Genomic DNA, 16,084 nt, shown 5'->3' with positions numbered 1-16,084 from the left:
CTTTGGAAATTATTGTGGTTTGAGGCTAGTAATAGCATGCGCTATACGTGGCGAAAGTGACTCTTGTCGCGAGGTTCCGGCACCCGGCATGATTGGCAGCGTGATTTCTGCGCGGAGCCCCGCGCCAACGCGATTTTTCAACAAAATGGAACCGCCGTGCTCAAGGACGATACTTCGCGCAATTGACAGCCCCAAACCATGACCGCCCGTTTCTTGTGATCGCGACGTCTCAAGTCGGACATAAGGCCCGAAGACTGCCTCTAGTTGATTTTTGGGGATGCCGGGCCCATTGTCGTCAATGGCGATCACTACCTCATCGCCCGACCTTTCCCAAGATACTCTGGCCTCGTTCCCATAGCGGATCGCGTTCTCAATCAGGTTTCTCATGGCGCGCCCCATCGCACTTGGCTTCACAGATGCGATCAGGGGCCCTTCGCTGTTCATTTGAACCTTGTCCAACCCCAAACCGATAATCAGATCATGAAGATCAATGGATTGGACGTCTTCATGCTGGCCCACACCCTTCGCGAAATCCAGAGTTGCATCGACCATTTGTTGCATCTCTTCGCTCGATGTCACTAAGGATGCGCGTGTATCCTCATCATCTACCATCTCTGCCCGCACGCGAAGGGCGGTCAGAGGGGAACGGAGATCGTGCGCCAGCGCCGCAAGCATCTGGGTTCGGTCACTGACAAAACGTGTCAAGCGATCCTGCATAGTATTGAACGCATGGGTCAGGTCTTGCACTTCCTTCGGTCCCACAACCGGCAAGTCCCCCTCTCCGGCACCACGCCCCAAGCGTTCGGATGCGTTTGCCAGGTTGTTGAGCGGGCCGGTCAATCTGGAGAGAAGAAACCAGAAACTGGCAACCAACAGAAGGCCCGCAGTCACAGCAAATGATATGTTGGAGGCGAGGGACCATTGCAGCGGCGGCCTTTCAAATCGCGTACCGACGTTGAGCCAACTTCCACCTGCCAATGCAATAGAAAGCTCCATTTCAATGGCAGCAAGGCTGCCTTGCATCATTTCAGCATGCATTTCCGCCATTTCAGGAGACAGATTTGGAAGTGGCAGCAGGCCTCCTTCAATTTCATGAACCTCAACCCGAATATCACGGCTGTAACTCTCTCCCAGCAATGCCCGGATCCGTGCCTCAACCGCCCCGCCTTCATCATGATCTCCATGGGGGACCGTTGGAGCATTTGCCAGATCGAAACGCACAAGCGGTGAGGTCGCAGCGCGAATGATCTGCGCGTGCAGTTCCGGGGGAGCCCCTTCAATCAACTGAGCGACGTTTGCCGCGCGCGCCGCTGCTTCGGCACCGATCGCAGCCTGTACGGCAAGCGATCTTTCATCAACAAAGAACCACAGGCTTAGGGCCTGTGCGAGGGACAGTACGCCGAGGACCAGAAGCGCAATCTGCGCGCGCAACGTCCGTGGTAACATCTTCATGCGCATATCTCGACATCGCAAGACAGGCTGTATCCACCATTACGCACAGTCGCGATGACCCTGGGCCGCAATACATCCTGCTCGATTTTCCTGCGCAATCGGCTCACCTGATTGTCTATTGTTCGATCCAGAGGCCCCGCTATGCGTCCTGTGCTGAGTTCAAGAAGGTGGTCTCTGTCGAGGACGGCCCTCGGCCTTTTGAGGAACAGCGTTAGCAATTTCAGTTCCCCGGACGTGAGTTGCGTGCGGGACCCAGTTTGGTCAATCAGAGTGCGACCGTCGACATCTAGCTCAAGATGTGCAAATTTGACTGTCTTCCCGGCAAAGTCGTCGATCTGCGGGATTTGCTGCGTTCGTCGCAGAATTGCATTAATCCGCGCCAACAGTTCTTTGGGGTTGAAGGGCTTCGCAAGGTAGTCGTCCGCCCCGCCGTCCAGGCCAGCTATGCGGTCGTCATCGTCTCCCAATGCGGTCAGCATCAGGATCGGTGTATGTCCTTCCCTGCGCATCCGCCGACACGCGGACAACCCGTCTTCCCCCGGCATCATGACATCCAACACGATGAGATCGAAATTGGCTTCTGCGAGCTTACTGTCCATCTGTTCGGCATTCTCTGCCGCAGATGCACGTAGTCCGTTCCGTTCCAGATAACTTGTTACGGATTTTCTGATCTCTGAATGGTCGTCGACGACCAGTATACGTGGTTGCTCTTTCATATTGTCTTTATAGACATTCCGGCTCAGGAACGCCCATCCCGTGATTGTAGCCAAATGTAACAACGTCTACCGGTCGACTCCCGAACGCATGTCAAGTATCAGAACCAAGAGAAAAAGGAGTTCGAAATGGACAGACGCCAATTTGTCTTGACGGTCGCCAGTGCGATTGCAGCAGGTCCCGCATTGTCACAGACTGCTACCCCGATGTTGCAGGTAACCAAAACACCGACCTGCGGCTGCTGCGGTGCGTGGGTTGATGAGATGATCTCTGCCGGGTTCAAAGCATCAGTTGAAGACGTCGACTATGACACCCTTCAAGTGTTGAAGCAGAAATACGGCATCGCGCCAGAGCTCGCCGGATGTCACACGACTTCTGTGAGTGGCTACTTCGTTGAGGGCCACGTGCCTGCCTCCGACATCGCGCGGTTGCTGCAGGAAAAGCCTGCGGCGCGCGGCGTGACAGCGCCGGGCATGCCTATGGGGTCGCCCGGTATGGGCACCAGGGGCGATCCGTATGATGTGATGCTTGTGCTTATGGACGGATCGACCCGGGTTTTCGCGACACACGGCTGACGTGCTTTCTCCCGATACGTTCCGACAAAGCTATTCTCCCGCGCTGCCATTTGGTAGGTTTTGTTGGAACGTATCCCTTCTGAGCATGGCAAGCATCCTGCCGTTTCTGTTTGTCTACGTCGTCAGCACGCCCAATTTTGCGGCGATGCTCGTGACGAATTCCACAGCGCTCGGGCGGTTTCTGCGTCAGGTGATGACAAACGGGCTGCCGGTTGTATTTATTGTCAACTATATCGGGTTTGTCTTCGCACATAACACGTTGAATAATCCCGACCGCTCGGAGATCGGGTATATCGTTCTGGATGGCCTCCTTCGAAGCGCCACTTTCATCGCGATTCACATTCTCGTTTATGTACTGTCGGCTGACTTGTTTGGCTCCTTCAGCGGCAATCGCGCAACCGCAGTAAGCGTGGTTGGACCAACGCTTGAGCGGTCGTTCATTTTTCACAACATCTCTGGCGTGTATCTCTACGCCGTTGTGCCGGGCGCATTCATCGCGCTTCTGGCCGTTCTGACAAAACGTTCAGGCGAGACGTCTGATACAAGCAAATCCAAAACGAGGAATATAGCTCTGCTCTTCAGCCTGGTCTCGATCCCCGGTGTGACAGTCTTGTCTTACGCGCTGAATTCGGCAACCTGACTGATTTACCCGGACAACTATTCGTAGACCGTCATCTGATCAAGTGTATCGAAATGTACCCTTGACCTTACCTCACTGGAATGTTGCACAGACGTCCGAGAATGTCTGGAGAGCTACATGTCTGACACTCAAAGCCAAAAACCCACCTGGTCATCGAAACTGATGCACTATGGCATGGTGGTCTGTTGTGCCGTCATGCTGTTGCCGATCGCGGCCTTCTTTGTCGCTGGGGGTACAATTGCCGGTCTGTGGACCAACGTCGGGCTTTTTGCGCCGATCGCACTCTGCCTCGGGGCACACGTTGTGATGCACAAATTGATTGGAAAGTCGTGCCACGGGTCAAAAGATGAGCAGGCGCAAGAGGATACATTGGATGCAGAATTCCGCGATGGACAGGTTCCTGCTCGGGACATTGCACGCTCGCGCTAAGCGTCGTCTGGCCCTCAGTTCCACCATCGTCGGTCTGCTTGTCCTGGGCGGATGCTCGACGTCAGGCGGGATTTGTCCGTTAGAGCCTCCGTCGGTTACACGGGCCGCTGCCGACAATGTGCGTCTACCCGATGGTTGCCGACTGGTGGGCCTGTCTGGAAAGGGCGTTCAAAAAGTATCCTGCGACGATGGAAGGAGCGGGTTTGCTTTCAATTAAGGCATCTTGCAACACGCTGTAGTGGTTGCCAGAGCCTCCAGTTTTTTTGCCGATCTGTCATCCCGCGCAGCAGCTCAGCTTCGCCACGTCCATGTCGAAGGTTTGCGCCGCCAACTTCAGCCCTTCCACGGTCGTCAGATACGGGAAGATCGTCTCGCCGAGCGCCTTTGTTGTCATGCCGAACTTCAGCGCCATGACGAGGGTCTGGATCGTATCGGACCCCTCGGGCGCGATGATCTGGCCACCAAGCAGCCGGTCGGTCTTTCTGTCCGCCACCAGCTTGATCAATCCGCGCGTGTCGCGTGCGGCCAGCGCGCGCGGCACTTGATCGAGCGGCACGATGGACGTCTTGACGTCGAAGCCCGCGTCCCGAGCCTGGGTTTCACTGGGACCGACGCCCGCGACCTGCGGGTCGGAAAACACAACCCAGGGCATCGCGGCGTTGTCGTAACGATGGTCCTCACCAAGCACTGCGTTTTTGGCTGCGAGCTTTGCACCATAGGCCGCCATATAGACGAACTGGTCACGGTTGGTCACATCGCCCGCAGCATAGATGCCGGGCACCGATGTCTGCATGTCCTCGCCGACGACGATGGACCCACGCGCGTCGGTTTCCACGCCGATTGCGTCCAGGCCCATATCTTTGGTATTGGCCCGCCTGCCAGCGGTCGAAACGAGGTGATCCGCCGTCACTTCGACAGGCTTTCCGTTCTGGATCACGCGCAGTGTCACGCCCGCGTCGTCGCGGCGCACAGTGTCGTAGCTTAACCCGGTCAGAAGGGTGATGCCTTCAGCCTCGAACGCCGCCGCCAATGCCTCCGAGACCTCTGGTTCCGCGCCGGGCAACAGATGCGAACGGGCGACAAGCGTGACCTTCACGCCCATGCGGCTCATCATCTGGGCCAGCTCCGCGCCGATGTAGCCCGCGCCGATGAAGATCAGGCTTTTCGGCAGTACTTCGAGTTCCAGAAGACTGGTGCTGTTGAGCGCGCCGATTTCCTCGATGCCGTCGATGGTCGGCAGAACGGGACGCCCGCCCGTGGCGATGATGGTCCTCGGTGCTTTCAGGGTTCGCTCACCGACTGTCACGCCACCTTCGATCAGCCGCGCGGGACCGGCGTCGATGTAATCGACATCCTCATATTCCGGCAGAAGGTCCGCGTATTTCTTCTGGCGCAGGGTCGTGACCAGATCGTCCTTGGACTGAACGAGCGTCTGCCAATCATCCACTTGTGCCCGTCCCGACAGGCCGGGGAACCGCTTGGCAGCCCCCGCACAGTGCACGGCCTCTGCCGCACGGATCATCGCCTTGGAGGGCACGCATCCCACGTTGACGCAAGTTCCGCCGATGGTGCCATGTCCTACGAGGGCGACACGCTTTCCGGCATCCGCGCCGGTAATTGCGGCGGAGAACCCCGCCGATCCGGCCCCAAGAACGATCAGGTCATAGCCGCCCTGTTCATCGTCGTTTTTGTTCAGGTCTTTCATCTCAGCGCGCCTCGCCATGTTCGGGGTCTTTTGGTCTGGCGGCGAGCAGATATATGACCGCGCCGATGGCGATCAGCGGTGTCAACATGCCGAGGAGGCCGAAGACCATGCCGGTGGCGGTGCAACATCCCATCATCATAAGAGCGATCCTTTCTTTTGCGCACGGTTCAGGAGAACCGCGTAGAGTGCTGTGGCGGCGAAAACGCCGATTGTGATCCGTATTGCGAACCTGAATTCGAGAAGAATGATCAGGATCGACAGGGCCACCGCGAGGCCGGTGGCCCAAAGTTTCGGGGCCGGTCCCGGTTTGCCAGCGCGCAGCCAAAGGGCCTGTGCCACCACGGCGAGGCTGAAAAACAGCAGCGGGAACAGGGCGTAATCGAGCCAGCCCGTGAGGGCCGACAATCCGACGCCAGCGACGATGACGACCAGAAGCGGTGTAAAGCAGCAGAGCGCGGCGAAGAGCGCACCGCCAAGCCCCCATTTCAGCAGACGGTCGGAATTTTCAGGTGTGTCAGTCAAGGAGCCGTCTTTCTTTGTGATGGGTCGGGGCCGGAGGCGCGTTTCATTTGCGAACGACGCAGTGCGCGGACGATCAGGTAGGTCAGACCCGCCAAAACCAGCACGGCAATGCCACTCATTCCAGAGAGCCAAGCCCCAACGCCGCCGAACAACGCTGCAAGCACGGCAGTTCCGCCGCCGCAGCAGACGACCACGACCGGAGCTGCTATTCCGAAGGCCAGCAGGCCACCCATCAGATTGTCACGCATTGCAGGCGGCTCAGGAGGCTGTGTCGGGCAGCACCTGCGCCGGATAGCCATTGGCCGTCACCGCGCCGATGATGCTTTCGATGGAAGTTTCGGCGTCATCGTAGGTCACGCTGTAAACACCCTGCCCGTATTCGGGGCCGTCCTCGAATGCGGCGATCTCGACCGACGGAACACCGCGCATCGAGCTGGCAACAATGAACGAACAGGACGGGCATGTCAGTTCGCTGACGGCGATCTCGACCTGGCGCTCTTCAGCGAGGGCCGGGGTCGAGAGTGCGACGATGGCCAGGGCGGATAACAGGAGATGCTTCATGGTCATGGTCATGGTCCTCGTTCAGAATTTCAGGATGAAGGGGGTGATGTAGGGAAAGATCATGGCGACAGCGACAATCGCGGAAGCGGCCCAGAGGGTTGCGCGCATGATGCGGCGGTCGATGGGGCGGGCGCAGGTGCCATCGGCACAGGCCTCGGCATCTACAGGCTTGTAAGCCTTGTAGAAGCCGTATCCCAAAAACGCGGCGCTCAGCGCGAAGGTGTACCATTTGTAGGCATAGAGCGCCCCGAGCTGCGCGATGAACACGCCTGTCACGCCAAAGCTGACCAGAACAAGCGGCAGAATGCAGCACGAGGTCATCGCCAGCGCACCGAGGACGCCGAGGCCGGTCACGCCCCATCCCTTGGTGGTTTCGTCGCCAATTTTCTGCGACCGAGATTGCGGAAGTTCCGCCAAATTTTGTTCCATCGAATCTTCCTTGAACAGATATTTCCACCGTTCTAGGGTCTGTAGTTGATACAGGCTCAAGGGGTTTTTTGCGAAATGAGTAACACAAGCGTGAGTTCAATTCGGCGGGGTGATTTGGCACGAGCGACGGGCTGCAACCCGGAAACCATTCGCTATTATGAGAAAATCGGCATCATGCCGGACCCGCCGCGCAGTACGAAGGGCTATCGAAGCTACGATGATACCCATGTACGACGATTGAAGTTCGTCATGCGGTCCCGAGCTCTCGGTTTCTCGCTAGAAGAGGTTCGCGGGTTGCTGGGCTTGGTTGATAATCGGATCCAGACTTGCGCCGAAGTCCAAGCCATGGCCGAAGTACATCTCGGAGAAGTGCGCGCAAAAATAGCCGATCTGACACGGATAGAACGCGTCTTATCAGAAACCGTCGCGCGCTGCACGGGCGATGCGGCACCCGACTGTGCCATCATTGATGCGCTTTTCGATGCATGAGCACGAAAACAGGTCTGGAAAGATGCTATTGGCGCATCCTGGCCAGTGCCTCTTGTAGAGTTTGCCGCCGCGGATCGTTTTGCGGAGCTACTGATAACAGTACTTCAGCACGTTCAAGTGCGGCGATTGCCTGTTCCCTATCACCCAAGACGGAGAAAGCGTTGCCAAGCCGCATCCACCCGTCAAAGTCATCCGGCTCATCTTCAAGACGCGCAGCCAGCCGTTCAACCATCGACATGATGAACGCCTGTCTCTCCTCCACGGTCAGGTCTAGAGCGTCTTCCATATCTTCCTGAGAAGGCCCGGGTGCACTGACCAACGGTGCAAAATCAGCCAGTGAGATCGGAGCTCTGCTGATCTCGGCGCCAATTCGGTTTGCTTCAGCAACAAAGCTTTCCATCCAGGGATAGAAACTGTCCGCGTTGTTCAGTCGTCTTATCAGCAAGTCATGTGCCTGCGCGATGTCGCCCTTCTGTCTCAATGCGACTGCCTTGTAGAAGACCGCCGCGGGATTGGACGGGTCCAGTTCCATCGCATGCTCGATTGCGGTCACCGCAGCCGGTGTCACAACACCTTGCTCTGCCGAGATAAGGGCCTCTGCAAGCATGGAGAAAACGGCCGAAGTGGCTTCTGGTCGTTTGGCGACAATCCCGAAGGCCTCGGCAGCATCTGCGAACCGACCCATTCTGGAATAGGTTTGTCCCAGAAGCATCCAGCCTTCTGACGGTCCTCCGGAGGGATCAGTCGTGAGCCGATCATAAAGCTGATTTGTCAAATCTGCGACTTTCGCCGTCTCTTGACGTTCAGCTGTCCGCTCGGAAAATGCAATGCCGGGTATCTCCGGTGATCCCATGACCGCGTAGTAACCGAATGCGAAGGCCGGAACGAACATAGCACTCAGAACAATGGCAAAGCGACCACCCGATGTCAGTTCCTTGGTCGCCTGAGCAGTCTTGCGCGACTGCATGAGAATCCGTCTCTTGATCTCCTGTTCTGCCGCGGTGGCCTCTGCGCCAGAAATGACACCGCGCTCAAGATCCCGTTTGACCTCATCCAATTGGTCCAAGAAAACGGCGGGGGTTGTATCCGCCATGACCGACGTCATTTCTGACCGGCGTCGGAGCGGTAGTCCCACAAAGAGCAGTCCAATTGTGGACAGTGCGGCAAAAACCAACCAGATCATCAATTGTCCTTTGGCGTGTTAATGTCGATGAAACGCGCAATCTCGGCTTCCTCAACCTCGGAAAAATCCGCAACGACGCCTTTGCGCCGGCTTTTCAAAATGATCGCCCAGCCCGCCAGGAGAGAAACGACAGCCAAAACAAAGGGCGCCAACCAAAGGGCCAGGGTGGAGGCATTGAAAGGCGGGCGCATCAAAACGTAGTCGCCATAGCGCGCATGAATAAACGCGATGACCTCTTCATCGCTGTCGCCAGCGACCAACCTTTCACGCACCAAAATCCGCAAATCCCGCGCAACGCCAGCATTGGAGCTGTCGATATCCTGATTTTGACAGACGACGCAGCGCAGTTCCTTTGAAATCATCCGCGCGCGCTCTTCAAGCACCAGATCCTGCAACATCTCGTCCGGCTCGACCGCAAAGGCCATCACCGGAAGAAGCAAAAAAAGCGCGATGATCACATGCCTCATCCGTTCTGCCCCCTCGGCAATGCGCCTGCCTGTTCGAGCGCCTCTCTGAACCTAGCAATGGCTTCATCACCAACAACAGGCCCGACGTATCTGAACAACACAGTTCCATCGGGTCCGACAATGAACGTCTCGGGTACGCCCGACAGGCCCCATTCAATGCCAGCCCTTCCACTCAAGTCTGAGCCAATCTTTTCATAGGGATTGCCAAGCTCCGCCAGCCATTTTGTCGCATCTTCCGGCTTGTCCTTGTAGTTGATACCGAACAGCCTCAGCCCATCTTTTTCGACCATTTGGGTCAGTATGCCATGCTCCGCCCGGCAGGGTACGCACCACGAAGCAAACACATTCACGATGACCGGTCCGGCGTTATCCACGAGATCGGCGCGGGACAAGCCGGGCGTCTCCAGCCCCTCAATGGCAGCCAGATCGAACTGGGGCGCAGGCTGGGAGATCAAAACAGATGGAATGTTGTTTGGATCCCGATCGGGGTTCAGCCCCCATAGGAAGAACCCGCCAAATACCGCCGCGATCGTGAGCGGGATGAATGCCAGTATACGTCCCATCGTTACTCTGCCGGAACCCGAGCGGTCACAGCTGCTTTGCGACGAGGTGCACCAACGCGCAGCCGACGATCCGACAGCGAAAGACCGCCGCCTAGAACAAGCATCGCAGACCCGATCCAGATGAAATTGACCAACGGTTCATACAGAATTCGAAGAGTCCATGCGCCTTGTGTACTGGCGTCCTCCGAGGCCGGGTTCGCGATGGACGTATAGAGATCTCCTGCCAGTGTGGAGCGTATCGCGCTCTCGGTCGTGGTGCTTTGAGCAACCGGGTAAGTCCGCCGCTCCGGGAAGAGATCGGTCAAGTATTTTCCATCCCTCGAAACGGTCAATTCACCGCGATCCGCAAAGTAATTGGGCCCACGCACCCGTTCGACTCCGTTGAACCTTACATCAAACCCGCCGATACTGATGTCAGCGCCGGGCTGGACAAACATAATTTCCTCGGATTTCCAAACTGTTGAGCCAATGAATCCGAACATGGCAACAGCAAGACCTGCGTGAGCCAACGTCATGCCATGCGCAGATCTGGGCAGATTTGAAGCCCGGCGCCAGGATGTTGAAACCGGGCCCTCAAACAGCTTGATCCGCATCGTCCATTCCCGCACCGTCGCCATGAACAGCCAAAAGGCGAGCATCAGAGACAGATAGCCCAACACCGGGCCACCTTCCGCCAAATACCAGACCGCAAGCGTCCCCAGAACGGCAAGAAGGGCGACAAAGCGCAGACGTTGCAGGACGCCCGGCAAATCCGCGCGCTTCCACGACAAGAAGGGTCCACACCCCATTGCAAAGACAAGCGGCAACATGACCGGAATGAACGCAGCATTGAAAAATGGCGGGCCTACCGACAGTTTTTCGCCGCCTGTCATTGCTTCGTAGAACAGAGGGTACAATGTACCAAAAAGGACGACGCCAGTGGCCGTTGTCAGAATCAGATTGTTTACCAACAGGCCCGCTTCACGGCTGATCGGTTTGAACAGCCCACCCGGTTCCATCATCGGCGCGCGCCATGCAAATAGCGCGAGCGAGCCACCGATTGACACCGCCAGCAGTCCCAGAATGTAGAGGCCTCTTTCGGGATCAACCGCAAATGCATGCACAGAGGTCAGCAGCCCCGACCTGACGACAAATGTTCCCAAGAGGGACAGGGAAAAGGTCAGGATCGCGAGGAGAATTGTCCAGCTTTTGAAGGCGTCTCTTTTTTCCGTCACGATTGCGGAATGCAGCAGTGCCGTGCCCATCAGCCAGGGCATGAAACTGACGTTTTCGACAGGATCCCAGAACCACCAGCCGCCCCAGCCAAGCTCGTAATAGGCCCACCAAGACCCCAAGGCGATGCCCGCGGTCAGGCTCATCCAGGCGGCCAGTGTCCACGGACGCACCCACCGCGCCCAGGCGGCATCCACCCGTCCTTCGATAAGGGCTGCAACGGCAAAAGAGAAAACAATCGAAAACCCGACATATCCAAAATAAAGGAGCGGTGGATGCATCGCGAGGCCAACATCCTGCAGCAGCGGGTTAAGGTCCTGGCCGTCGCTGGGTGGCGGGAAGACGCGATCAAAAGGGTTGGACGTAAACAGCATGAAGGTCAGAAAGCCGACACTGATCCATGCCTGTACCGACAGCGTTCGCGCCTTCAGTGCTTGCGGAATATTGGATCCAAACAAAGCAACAGCAGCCCCGAAAACCGTCAAAATGAGTGTCCAGAGCAAAAGCGAGCCTTCATGGCTGCCCCATGTGCCCGCCACCTTATACAACATCGGTTTGAGTGAATTCGAATTCTCAACAACATTCTTGACCGTAAAGTCGCTGGTGATGAATGCCTGCATGAGCGCAAGGAATGCAACGGTGACGAAGAGCACCTGTCCAAACGCGGACCATCGGGCCGATTGCATCCAAAGAATATTTCCACGTTTGGCACCGAGGATTGGCAATACACTTTGAACAAGAGCCAGAGCCAAGGCCAAGGCCAGCGCGAAATGACCAACTTCAGGTGTCATCTGATCATCCACTCCTTCGATGAACTCACCGCTTTGTGCGGTTCGTACCATTCCTACCAAGTCGGCCTGCAGGCTGTCAGGGGTTGCTTTGTCACCGTTTGTAACAAAGAGCCCTGAGACATATCATTACAAAACACCCCCTCCCCCGGTCTTTATCTGATCCGACATAATAATGATGTTTCGAGAGTAAGTTGGAAAGGAAAGACCGATGGCAAATAGAAGCATTTTTGCACTTTGCGTGCTGACTACCTTTGGCATATCGCAAGCTGCGTTTGCGGAGTCGCATGTCGGCGGCGAAACTCAGCCTGATACGGGCGCAATGTCCAACATGACAATGGGCGATGGTGCCGCGCAAACTGGTATGATGAGTGGGGACATGATGTCCATGATGCAGAACATAATGAAGATGCACGCATCCAGGATGGGTGGCCGCGGCGGTATGATGGGTATGATGGATCGTGATATGATGGCCATGATGATGCCCAGCGGTGATCCTCAGAACATGCGCGCACACATGGGCGTGAAGTTGCGAGAATTTGATGCCGACGCCAACGGTGCGCTGACCCTCGAGGAATTCGAGACCTTGCACATGAGTGTCGTTCGCGACCGCATGGTTGACCGATTCCAGCATCTGGACGCGGATGCCGATGGTCAGATCACTCAGCAAGAAATGGACGCCGCCGGTACACGGATGGGCGACATGCAAACAACGTCGGATGCTTCCGGATCTGCCGATCACCATGGTAGCGACAATGAATAAACAAAGCCTCAGGCCTGCCTATTCCAAAGGAGGCCTCCGATGCCATCCGATCTGACACGTCGCACGGTCGGATTAGCCTTGATCGCTGCAGCCGTCTCACCAACTTTAGCCGTCGCACAGACAGCCAAGATTTGGTCATCTGACTCCGCGTATAATGCGCTGCGGCAAGATCGTGTCCGGATGATCGACGTCCGTTCGCGGCCGGAATGGGCCGACACCGGGATTGCTGAAGGAGCCTGGCCGATCAGCATGCACGAAGATCGGTTCCCCGAGCGGCTTTTTTCAGCCCGTGCAATGGCTGAAGGCCGGCCTGTCGCCCTCATTTGTGCAACTGGTGGTCGGTCAGGAAGTGTCATGCGGAGTCTCCAGCAAGCTGGGTATAGTGACTTTGTTGATGTATCCGAAGGAATGCTCGGATCTGCCGCCGGGCAAGGTTGGATTGCAGCCGGCCATCCGGTTGTCAGCATGGAAGCTGCCCTGGCGGCCCTTCCGGAAGGCTTGGCCTGACGTGCGCCTCTTGAACCGCCGTGAAGCTATTGGATATGCCGCAGGTTTCGGAGCCGCCGCTGTGCTGCCATCTGCTGCGCTATCCGGCACAGGGCGGAAGCTTGAATACCCAGAGCTTCTGGATGCAACAACATCGCGACGATTTCAGCTGAAAGCTCAATCTGGCGCGACCCGATTTCGCGGCAGTTCCGCGACCGAAACCATCGGTTACAACCAAGGCTATCTTGGACCAACGATCCGGCTTTTGACCGATGCAGATACTTTGGCCGAGGTGCAAAACACTCTGGACGAACCCGTCTCGTCGCATTGGCATGGGTTGCTTGTTCCTGGCCCCTTCGATGGTGGGCCGCATCAGGCCATCGCGCCCGGACGATCATGGGACCCGGTACTCAACCTTGATCAGCCTCCAGCAACAGCATGGTATCATAGCCATGTGCACGGTTCGACAGCCCGACAGGTCATGTTCGGACTGGCAGGTGTTCTGCATGTTACCGATGGGGAAGACGATGAACGTGGTCTGCCGTCCACCTATGCGGTTGATGACTTGACCCTCGTGCTGCAGGACCGTCAATTTAATTGGCGCGGTCGCATGACATACGATGTCGGCATGCATCAATCGATGAATGGTTTTCGAGGTGACACAATGCTCGTGAACGGGCAGGCAGGAGCCTCAGCGGCAGTTCCCAAGGGGGTCGTGCGGTGCCGTCTTGTCAACGGTTCGAATGCGCGGATTTACCGACTGTCCTTGGCCGACGATCGGCCACTTCACCTCGTGGCGACGGATGGTGGATTCCTGGATCGACCGGTTGCACTCACTCGTATGGTGCTTGCGCCAGGAGAAAGGGTCGAAGTTCTCATTGATTTCACGGATGGCAGGGACAGCGTCCTGGTGTCCGACGATATTGCAAACTCCGCCATGGGTGGAATGATGGGAAGTGGTTCTGGCGGTCGTTTTACGGTGCTGCACTTCGCCGTCGATACAACCCTCCCCGTCCGTATCGACACCCTGCCCGATGCCATGGATGGCCCGTTGCCTGACCTTTCTTCCAACGATATCCCCGTTCGGCGTCTAACTCTAGAAATGTCGATGGGAATGGGCATGATGATGTCCCGCTCCGGCAATCAGTTTTCAATCAATGGCGCGCCCTATGATCAAAACGCCCTCAATTTCTCTACCAAGCTCAACAGCACCGAGCGCTGGATTGTCCGCGGCGACATGATGATGCACCCGTTCCATATTCATGGGGTGCGCTTTCAAGTCTTGTCCGACAACGGACGCCAGCCGCGGGCAGAGAACAGGGGCTGGAAAGACACCGTTCTCGTGGCTGGCGAGGTTGAACTGGCGATAACGTTCGAAAAACCGGCGCCATCGTCGGCACCGTATATGTATCATTGTCACATTCTTGAACATGAAGACGGCGGCATGATGGGACAATTCAGTGTCTCATGATGAAGAATGTGCTTGACCCTCTACTCGCTGGAACCATGACAGTTGTGCTTGGCCTTTATTGAGGGATCAAAATGGATAATGGATCGAACATCGGGCGTCCTTTTCACGTCGACGTTGTAGCGGTTTTCGTGGCGCTCTATGCGATCGGGTAACACGCATCCCCGTCACTTGGGACTAGTTCTGATCGCAGTGCTTGCGGCGCTGCTCACTGGCATGTGGGCCTTGGATTATTGGCCGAACATAACCCGGGAAACCATCGAGGGCTGGGTTGATGGTGCCGGTCCTTGGGGGCCACTTCTCATTGTTTTGCTGATGATGGGATCAATCGTTGCAAGCCCCATTCCCAGTGCCCCGATCGCCCTTGTAAGCGGAGTTGCCTATGGCCACATGGAAGGAGCCATCTATGTAGCCATCGGGTCGGAACTGGGTGCATTGTCAGCGTTCATCATCGCGCGTTACCTAGGGCGCGTCTACGTCGAGCGATGGCTAGGTAACAAGGCCGCTTATGGTTTGCTCGGGTCTCAAAATTTGCTTACTTTGACGGTGTTTGCTTCCCGACTTTTGCCCTTCATCTCGTTTGATGCAATGAGCTATGCTGCGGGCCTTAGCCGCCTTCACCTTTGGCGCTTTTTGATTGCAACACTCGCCGGAATTCTTCCCGCGAGCTTCCTGCTCGCGCATATTGGAGCAGAAGCGATGTCAGGGAGTTTCGACGCTGCTGAGTGGGTCATCGTTGGTCTCGGAGTGATGACAGCAACACCGTTGATTCTGGTGGCGATTTTGCGCCCCTCCGGCCGAAACAAAGCTTCCTGAGTTTGGATTACCGACTAGAGCAACTCCTTCACCCGCCTTGCTCAACATTGACCTTCCCACGCAGGAGGCCCCTAGAGTCGAATCATGACAGAGTTGCAAACCGAACAGCATCGCCGGGATTTTCTCTACTATGCGACTGCCGGAGCGGGAGCAGTTGCCACTGGCTCGGCAGTTTGGCCTTTGATCAATCAAATGAATCCATCTGCAGATGTTCGGGCTCTCTCAAGCATCCGGGTCGACATTTCGGATGTAGAGCCTGGAACACAACTGACAGTAAGTTGGCGGGGCAAACCGGTCTTTATCCGCCACCGAAATGAAGAAGAGATCGCTCAGGCGCGCTCCGAGGACGTGTCGTCATTGCCCGATGCAGTGGCTCGAAATCCAAATATTCCTGGTGAAGATCCGGCCACAGACGAAAATAGAGCACTGCCCGGACATGAGAATTTCTTGGTTATGATTGGTGTTTGCACACATCTCGGTTGTGTGCCCCTCGGTGATGGTGCCGGCGACTTTGGCGGCTGGTTCTGTCCATGTCATGGATCCCACTATGATACTGCGGGACGTATCCGGAAAGGGCCCGCACCAGAGAACCTTCACATTCCCACATTATCGGTTTCGGAAGGCATGATATTGACACTGGGCTAGCGGGTTTCACGGGCGGAGACCTAAAAATCTCGAACCCGTGTGAACGGCGGAGCAATACTCGGCCACGGTAGCGACGGCATAGTGTTGTCGCGGGCGGCGTAAAAGTCGTCCACTTTTGCCCTTTCGGATTTCGGGAGGGCTTGGGGATATACACCGTGGACTTGTATTTGAAGGTGC

21 protein-coding genes are annotated in these 16,084 nt (G+C 56.6%); 9 read left to right on the top strand and 12 right to left on the bottom strand.

The window, feature by feature from the left end; genetic code table 11:
- Positions 1-9: 9 nt before the first annotated feature.
- Positions 10-1,452: an ATP-binding protein gene (locus tag AB9K37_RS16065; protein ID WP_114293406.1), complete on the bottom strand. Its 1,443-nt coding sequence runs from the start codon at positions 1,450-1,452 to the stop codon at positions 10-12.
- Positions 1,449-2,168, bottom strand: coding sequence for a response regulator (locus AB9K37_RS16060; protein WP_369840693.1), 720 nt, complete (start codon positions 2,166-2,168; stop codon positions 1,449-1,451). The genes AB9K37_RS16065 and AB9K37_RS16060 overlap by 4 nt, the downstream gene beginning before the upstream one ends.
- 126 nt (positions 2,169-2,294) lie before the next feature.
- Between AB9K37_RS16060 and AB9K37_RS16055 the strand changes: the two genes are divergently transcribed.
- The 3 genes from AB9K37_RS16055 to AB9K37_RS16045 all read left to right on the top strand — a co-directional run bounded on the left by AB9K37_RS16055 (position 2,295) and on the right by AB9K37_RS16045 (position 3,810).
- Entirely contained in the window at positions 2,295-2,741 is a 447-nt protein-coding gene (locus tag AB9K37_RS16055; RefSeq protein WP_058314103.1) for a DUF411 domain-containing protein, read from the top strand.
- A gap of 85 nt (positions 2,742-2,826) precedes the next feature.
- The gene (locus AB9K37_RS16050) at positions 2,827-3,381 is read left to right on the top strand and encodes a hypothetical protein (protein ID WP_235872024.1); all 555 of its coding nucleotides are present in this window, start codon (positions 2,827-2,829) and stop codon (positions 3,379-3,381) included.
- Between the two features lie 117 nt (positions 3,382-3,498).
- Positions 3,499-3,810: a DUF2933 domain-containing protein gene (locus AB9K37_RS16045; RefSeq protein ID WP_058314104.1), complete on the top strand. Its 312-nt coding sequence runs from the start codon at positions 3,499-3,501 to the stop codon at positions 3,808-3,810.
- A 274-nt stretch (positions 3,811-4,084) separates the two neighbouring features.
- Here the strand turns inward: AB9K37_RS16045 and merA are convergent, their stop codons facing one another.
- Genes merA through AB9K37_RS16015 form a run of 6 tightly spaced genes read right to left on the bottom strand, consistent with a single transcriptional unit; the run spans position 4,085 to position 7,027 of the window.
- Positions 4,085-5,515 (bottom strand): mercury(II) reductase, encoded by a 1,431-nt coding sequence (gene merA / locus AB9K37_RS16040; RefSeq protein WP_369840690.1) that lies wholly within the window; start codon positions 5,513-5,515, stop codon positions 4,085-4,087.
- A 1-nt stretch (position 5,516) separates the two neighbouring features.
- Positions 5,517-5,654: a hypothetical protein gene (locus AB9K37_RS16035; RefSeq protein ID WP_007803572.1), complete on the bottom strand. Its 138-nt coding sequence runs from the start codon at positions 5,652-5,654 to the stop codon at positions 5,517-5,519.
- Positions 5,651-6,037: a mercury resistance system transport protein MerF gene (gene merF / locus AB9K37_RS16030; RefSeq protein ID WP_007803570.1), complete on the bottom strand. Its 387-nt coding sequence runs from the start codon at positions 6,035-6,037 to the stop codon at positions 5,651-5,653. Before merF ends, AB9K37_RS16035 begins: the two co-directional genes overlap by 4 nt.
- Positions 6,034-6,285: a hypothetical protein gene (locus tag AB9K37_RS16025; protein WP_072629817.1), complete on the bottom strand. Its 252-nt coding sequence runs from the start codon at positions 6,283-6,285 to the stop codon at positions 6,034-6,036. The genes merF and AB9K37_RS16025 overlap by 4 nt, the downstream gene beginning before the upstream one ends.
- Positions 6,286-6,295: 10 nt before the next feature.
- Positions 6,296-6,604, bottom strand: coding sequence for a hypothetical protein (locus tag AB9K37_RS16020; protein ID WP_007803569.1), 309 nt, complete (start codon positions 6,602-6,604; stop codon positions 6,296-6,298).
- A 15-nt stretch (positions 6,605-6,619) separates the two neighbouring features.
- On the bottom strand, positions 6,620-7,027 hold the full coding sequence (locus tag AB9K37_RS16015) for a mercuric transporter MerT family protein (RefSeq protein WP_235183693.1): 408 nt from the start codon (positions 7,025-7,027) through the stop codon (positions 6,620-6,622).
- Between the two features lie 75 nt (positions 7,028-7,102).
- On the opposite strand from AB9K37_RS16015, the gene AB9K37_RS16010 reads away from it, so the two are divergent.
- On the top strand, positions 7,103-7,516 hold the full coding sequence (locus tag AB9K37_RS16010; RefSeq protein ID WP_058314107.1) for a helix-turn-helix domain-containing protein: 414 nt from the start codon (positions 7,103-7,105) through the stop codon (positions 7,514-7,516).
- A gap of 25 nt (positions 7,517-7,541) precedes the next feature.
- On the opposite strand, the gene ccmI is transcribed toward AB9K37_RS16010, so the two are convergent.
- From ccmI to AB9K37_RS15990, 4 genes are read right to left on the bottom strand one after another with little or no spacing between them, the layout of a single operon-like run.
- A complete protein-coding gene (gene ccmI, locus AB9K37_RS16005; protein WP_369840685.1) occupies positions 7,542-8,699 on the bottom strand; it encodes a c-type cytochrome biogenesis protein CcmI in 1,158 nt (385 codons plus the stop codon).
- Entirely contained in the window at positions 8,699-9,166 is a 468-nt protein-coding gene (locus tag AB9K37_RS16000) for a cytochrome c-type biogenesis protein (RefSeq protein WP_072629820.1), read from the bottom strand. The genes ccmI and AB9K37_RS16000 overlap by 1 nt, the downstream gene beginning before the upstream one ends.
- Positions 9,163-9,729 (bottom strand): DsbE family thiol:disulfide interchange protein, encoded by a 567-nt coding sequence (locus AB9K37_RS15995; protein ID WP_058314110.1) that lies wholly within the window; start codon positions 9,727-9,729, stop codon positions 9,163-9,165. The genes AB9K37_RS16000 and AB9K37_RS15995 overlap by 4 nt, the downstream gene beginning before the upstream one ends.
- Positions 9,730-9,731: 2 nt before the next feature.
- Positions 9,732-11,732 (bottom strand): heme lyase CcmF/NrfE family subunit, encoded by a 2,001-nt coding sequence (locus AB9K37_RS15990; RefSeq protein WP_058314156.1) that lies wholly within the window; start codon positions 11,730-11,732, stop codon positions 9,732-9,734.
- Positions 11,733-11,940: 208 nt separating this feature from the next.
- Between AB9K37_RS15990 and AB9K37_RS15985 the strand changes: the two genes are divergently transcribed.
- The 5 genes from AB9K37_RS15985 (at position 11,941) to petA (ending at position 15,907) form a co-directional block, all read left to right on the top strand.
- A complete protein-coding gene (locus AB9K37_RS15985; RefSeq protein ID WP_072629821.1) occupies positions 11,941-12,492 on the top strand; it encodes a calcium-binding protein in 552 nt (183 codons plus the stop codon).
- 39 nt (positions 12,493-12,531) lie between these two features.
- Entirely contained in the window at positions 12,532-12,999 is a 468-nt protein-coding gene (locus tag AB9K37_RS15980; protein ID WP_058314112.1) for a rhodanese-like domain-containing protein, read from the top strand.
- Positions 12,887-14,449 (top strand): multicopper oxidase family protein, encoded by a 1,563-nt coding sequence (locus AB9K37_RS15975; protein ID WP_240310509.1) that lies wholly within the window; start codon positions 12,887-12,889, stop codon positions 14,447-14,449. The genes AB9K37_RS15980 and AB9K37_RS15975 overlap by 113 nt, the downstream gene beginning before the upstream one ends.
- 138 nt (positions 14,450-14,587) lie before the next feature.
- Positions 14,588-15,262, top strand: coding sequence for a TVP38/TMEM64 family protein (locus AB9K37_RS15970; protein WP_072629823.1), 675 nt, complete (start codon positions 14,588-14,590; stop codon positions 15,260-15,262).
- An 84-nt stretch (positions 15,263-15,346) separates the two neighbouring features.
- Positions 15,347-15,907, top strand: coding sequence for a ubiquinol-cytochrome c reductase iron-sulfur subunit (gene petA, locus AB9K37_RS15965; protein ID WP_072629824.1), 561 nt, complete (start codon positions 15,347-15,349; stop codon positions 15,905-15,907).
- The last annotated feature ends 177 nt before the right edge of the window (positions 15,908-16,084 follow it).

The organism is Donghicola sp. XS_ASV15 (assembly GCF_041224595.1).
Lineage (GTDB): Bacteria > Pseudomonadota > Alphaproteobacteria > Rhodobacterales > Rhodobacteraceae > Donghicola.
The sequence above is the reverse complement of the archived record's forward strand: the minus strand, read 5'-3'. Positions and strand labels throughout refer to the sequence as shown.

Excerpts from the sequence above, each read along its gene's own strand:
- AB9K37_RS15995 (WP_058314110.1), bottom strand. The coding sequence starts at position 9,729 with ATGGGACGTATACTGGCATTCATCCCGCTCACGATCGCGGCGGTATTT.
- AB9K37_RS15970 (WP_072629823.1), top strand. The coding sequence starts at position 14,588 with ATGCGATCGGGTAACACGCATCCCCGTCACTTGGGACTAGTTCTGATC.
- AB9K37_RS15980 (WP_058314112.1), top strand. The coding sequence starts at position 12,532 with ATGCCATCCGATCTGACACGTCGCACGGTCGGATTAGCCTTGATCGCT.
- AB9K37_RS16025 (WP_072629817.1), bottom strand. The coding sequence starts at position 6,285 with ATGCGTGACAATCTGATGGGTGGCCTGCTGGCCTTCGGAATAGCAGCT.
- AB9K37_RS16010 (WP_058314107.1), top strand. The coding sequence starts at position 7,103 with ATGAGTAACACAAGCGTGAGTTCAATTCGGCGGGGTGATTTGGCACGA.
- AB9K37_RS16055 (WP_058314103.1), top strand. The coding sequence starts at position 2,295 with ATGGACAGACGCCAATTTGTCTTGACGGTCGCCAGTGCGATTGCAGCA.
- AB9K37_RS15975 (WP_240310509.1), top strand. The coding sequence starts at position 12,887 with ATGTATCCGAAGGAATGCTCGGATCTGCCGCCGGGCAAGGTTGGATTG.
- AB9K37_RS16020 (WP_007803569.1), bottom strand. The coding sequence starts at position 6,604 with ATGACCATGAAGCATCTCCTGTTATCCGCCCTGGCCATCGTCGCACTC.
- AB9K37_RS16015 (WP_235183693.1), bottom strand. The coding sequence starts at position 7,027 with ATGGAACAAAATTTGGCGGAACTTCCGCAATCTCGGTCGCAGAAAATT.
- AB9K37_RS15985 (WP_072629821.1), top strand. The coding sequence starts at position 11,941 with ATGGCAAATAGAAGCATTTTTGCACTTTGCGTGCTGACTACCTTTGGC.
- ccmI (WP_369840685.1), bottom strand. The coding sequence starts at position 8,699 with ATGATCTGGTTGGTTTTTGCCGCACTGTCCACAATTGGACTGCTCTTT.
- AB9K37_RS16045 (WP_058314104.1), top strand. The coding sequence starts at position 3,499 with ATGTCTGACACTCAAAGCCAAAAACCCACCTGGTCATCGAAACTGATG.
- petA (WP_072629824.1), top strand. The coding sequence starts at position 15,347 with ATGACAGAGTTGCAAACCGAACAGCATCGCCGGGATTTTCTCTACTAT.
- AB9K37_RS16060 (WP_369840693.1), bottom strand. The coding sequence starts at position 2,168 with ATGAAAGAGCAACCACGTATACTGGTCGTCGACGACCATTCAGAGATC.
- AB9K37_RS16035 (WP_007803572.1), bottom strand. The coding sequence starts at position 5,654 with ATGATGATGGGATGTTGCACCGCCACCGGCATGGTCTTCGGCCTCCTC.
- AB9K37_RS16050 (WP_235872024.1), top strand. The coding sequence starts at position 2,827 with ATGGCAAGCATCCTGCCGTTTCTGTTTGTCTACGTCGTCAGCACGCCC.
- AB9K37_RS15990 (WP_058314156.1), bottom strand. The coding sequence starts at position 11,732 with ATGACACCTGAAGTTGGTCATTTCGCGCTGGCCTTGGCCTTGGCTCTG.
- merA (WP_369840690.1), bottom strand. The coding sequence starts at position 5,515 with ATGAAAGACCTGAACAAAAACGACGATGAACAGGGCGGCTATGACCTG.
- AB9K37_RS16000 (WP_072629820.1), bottom strand. The coding sequence starts at position 9,166 with ATGAGGCATGTGATCATCGCGCTTTTTTTGCTTCTTCCGGTGATGGCC.
- AB9K37_RS16065 (WP_114293406.1), bottom strand. The coding sequence starts at position 1,452 with ATGAAGATGTTACCACGGACGTTGCGCGCGCAGATTGCGCTTCTGGTC.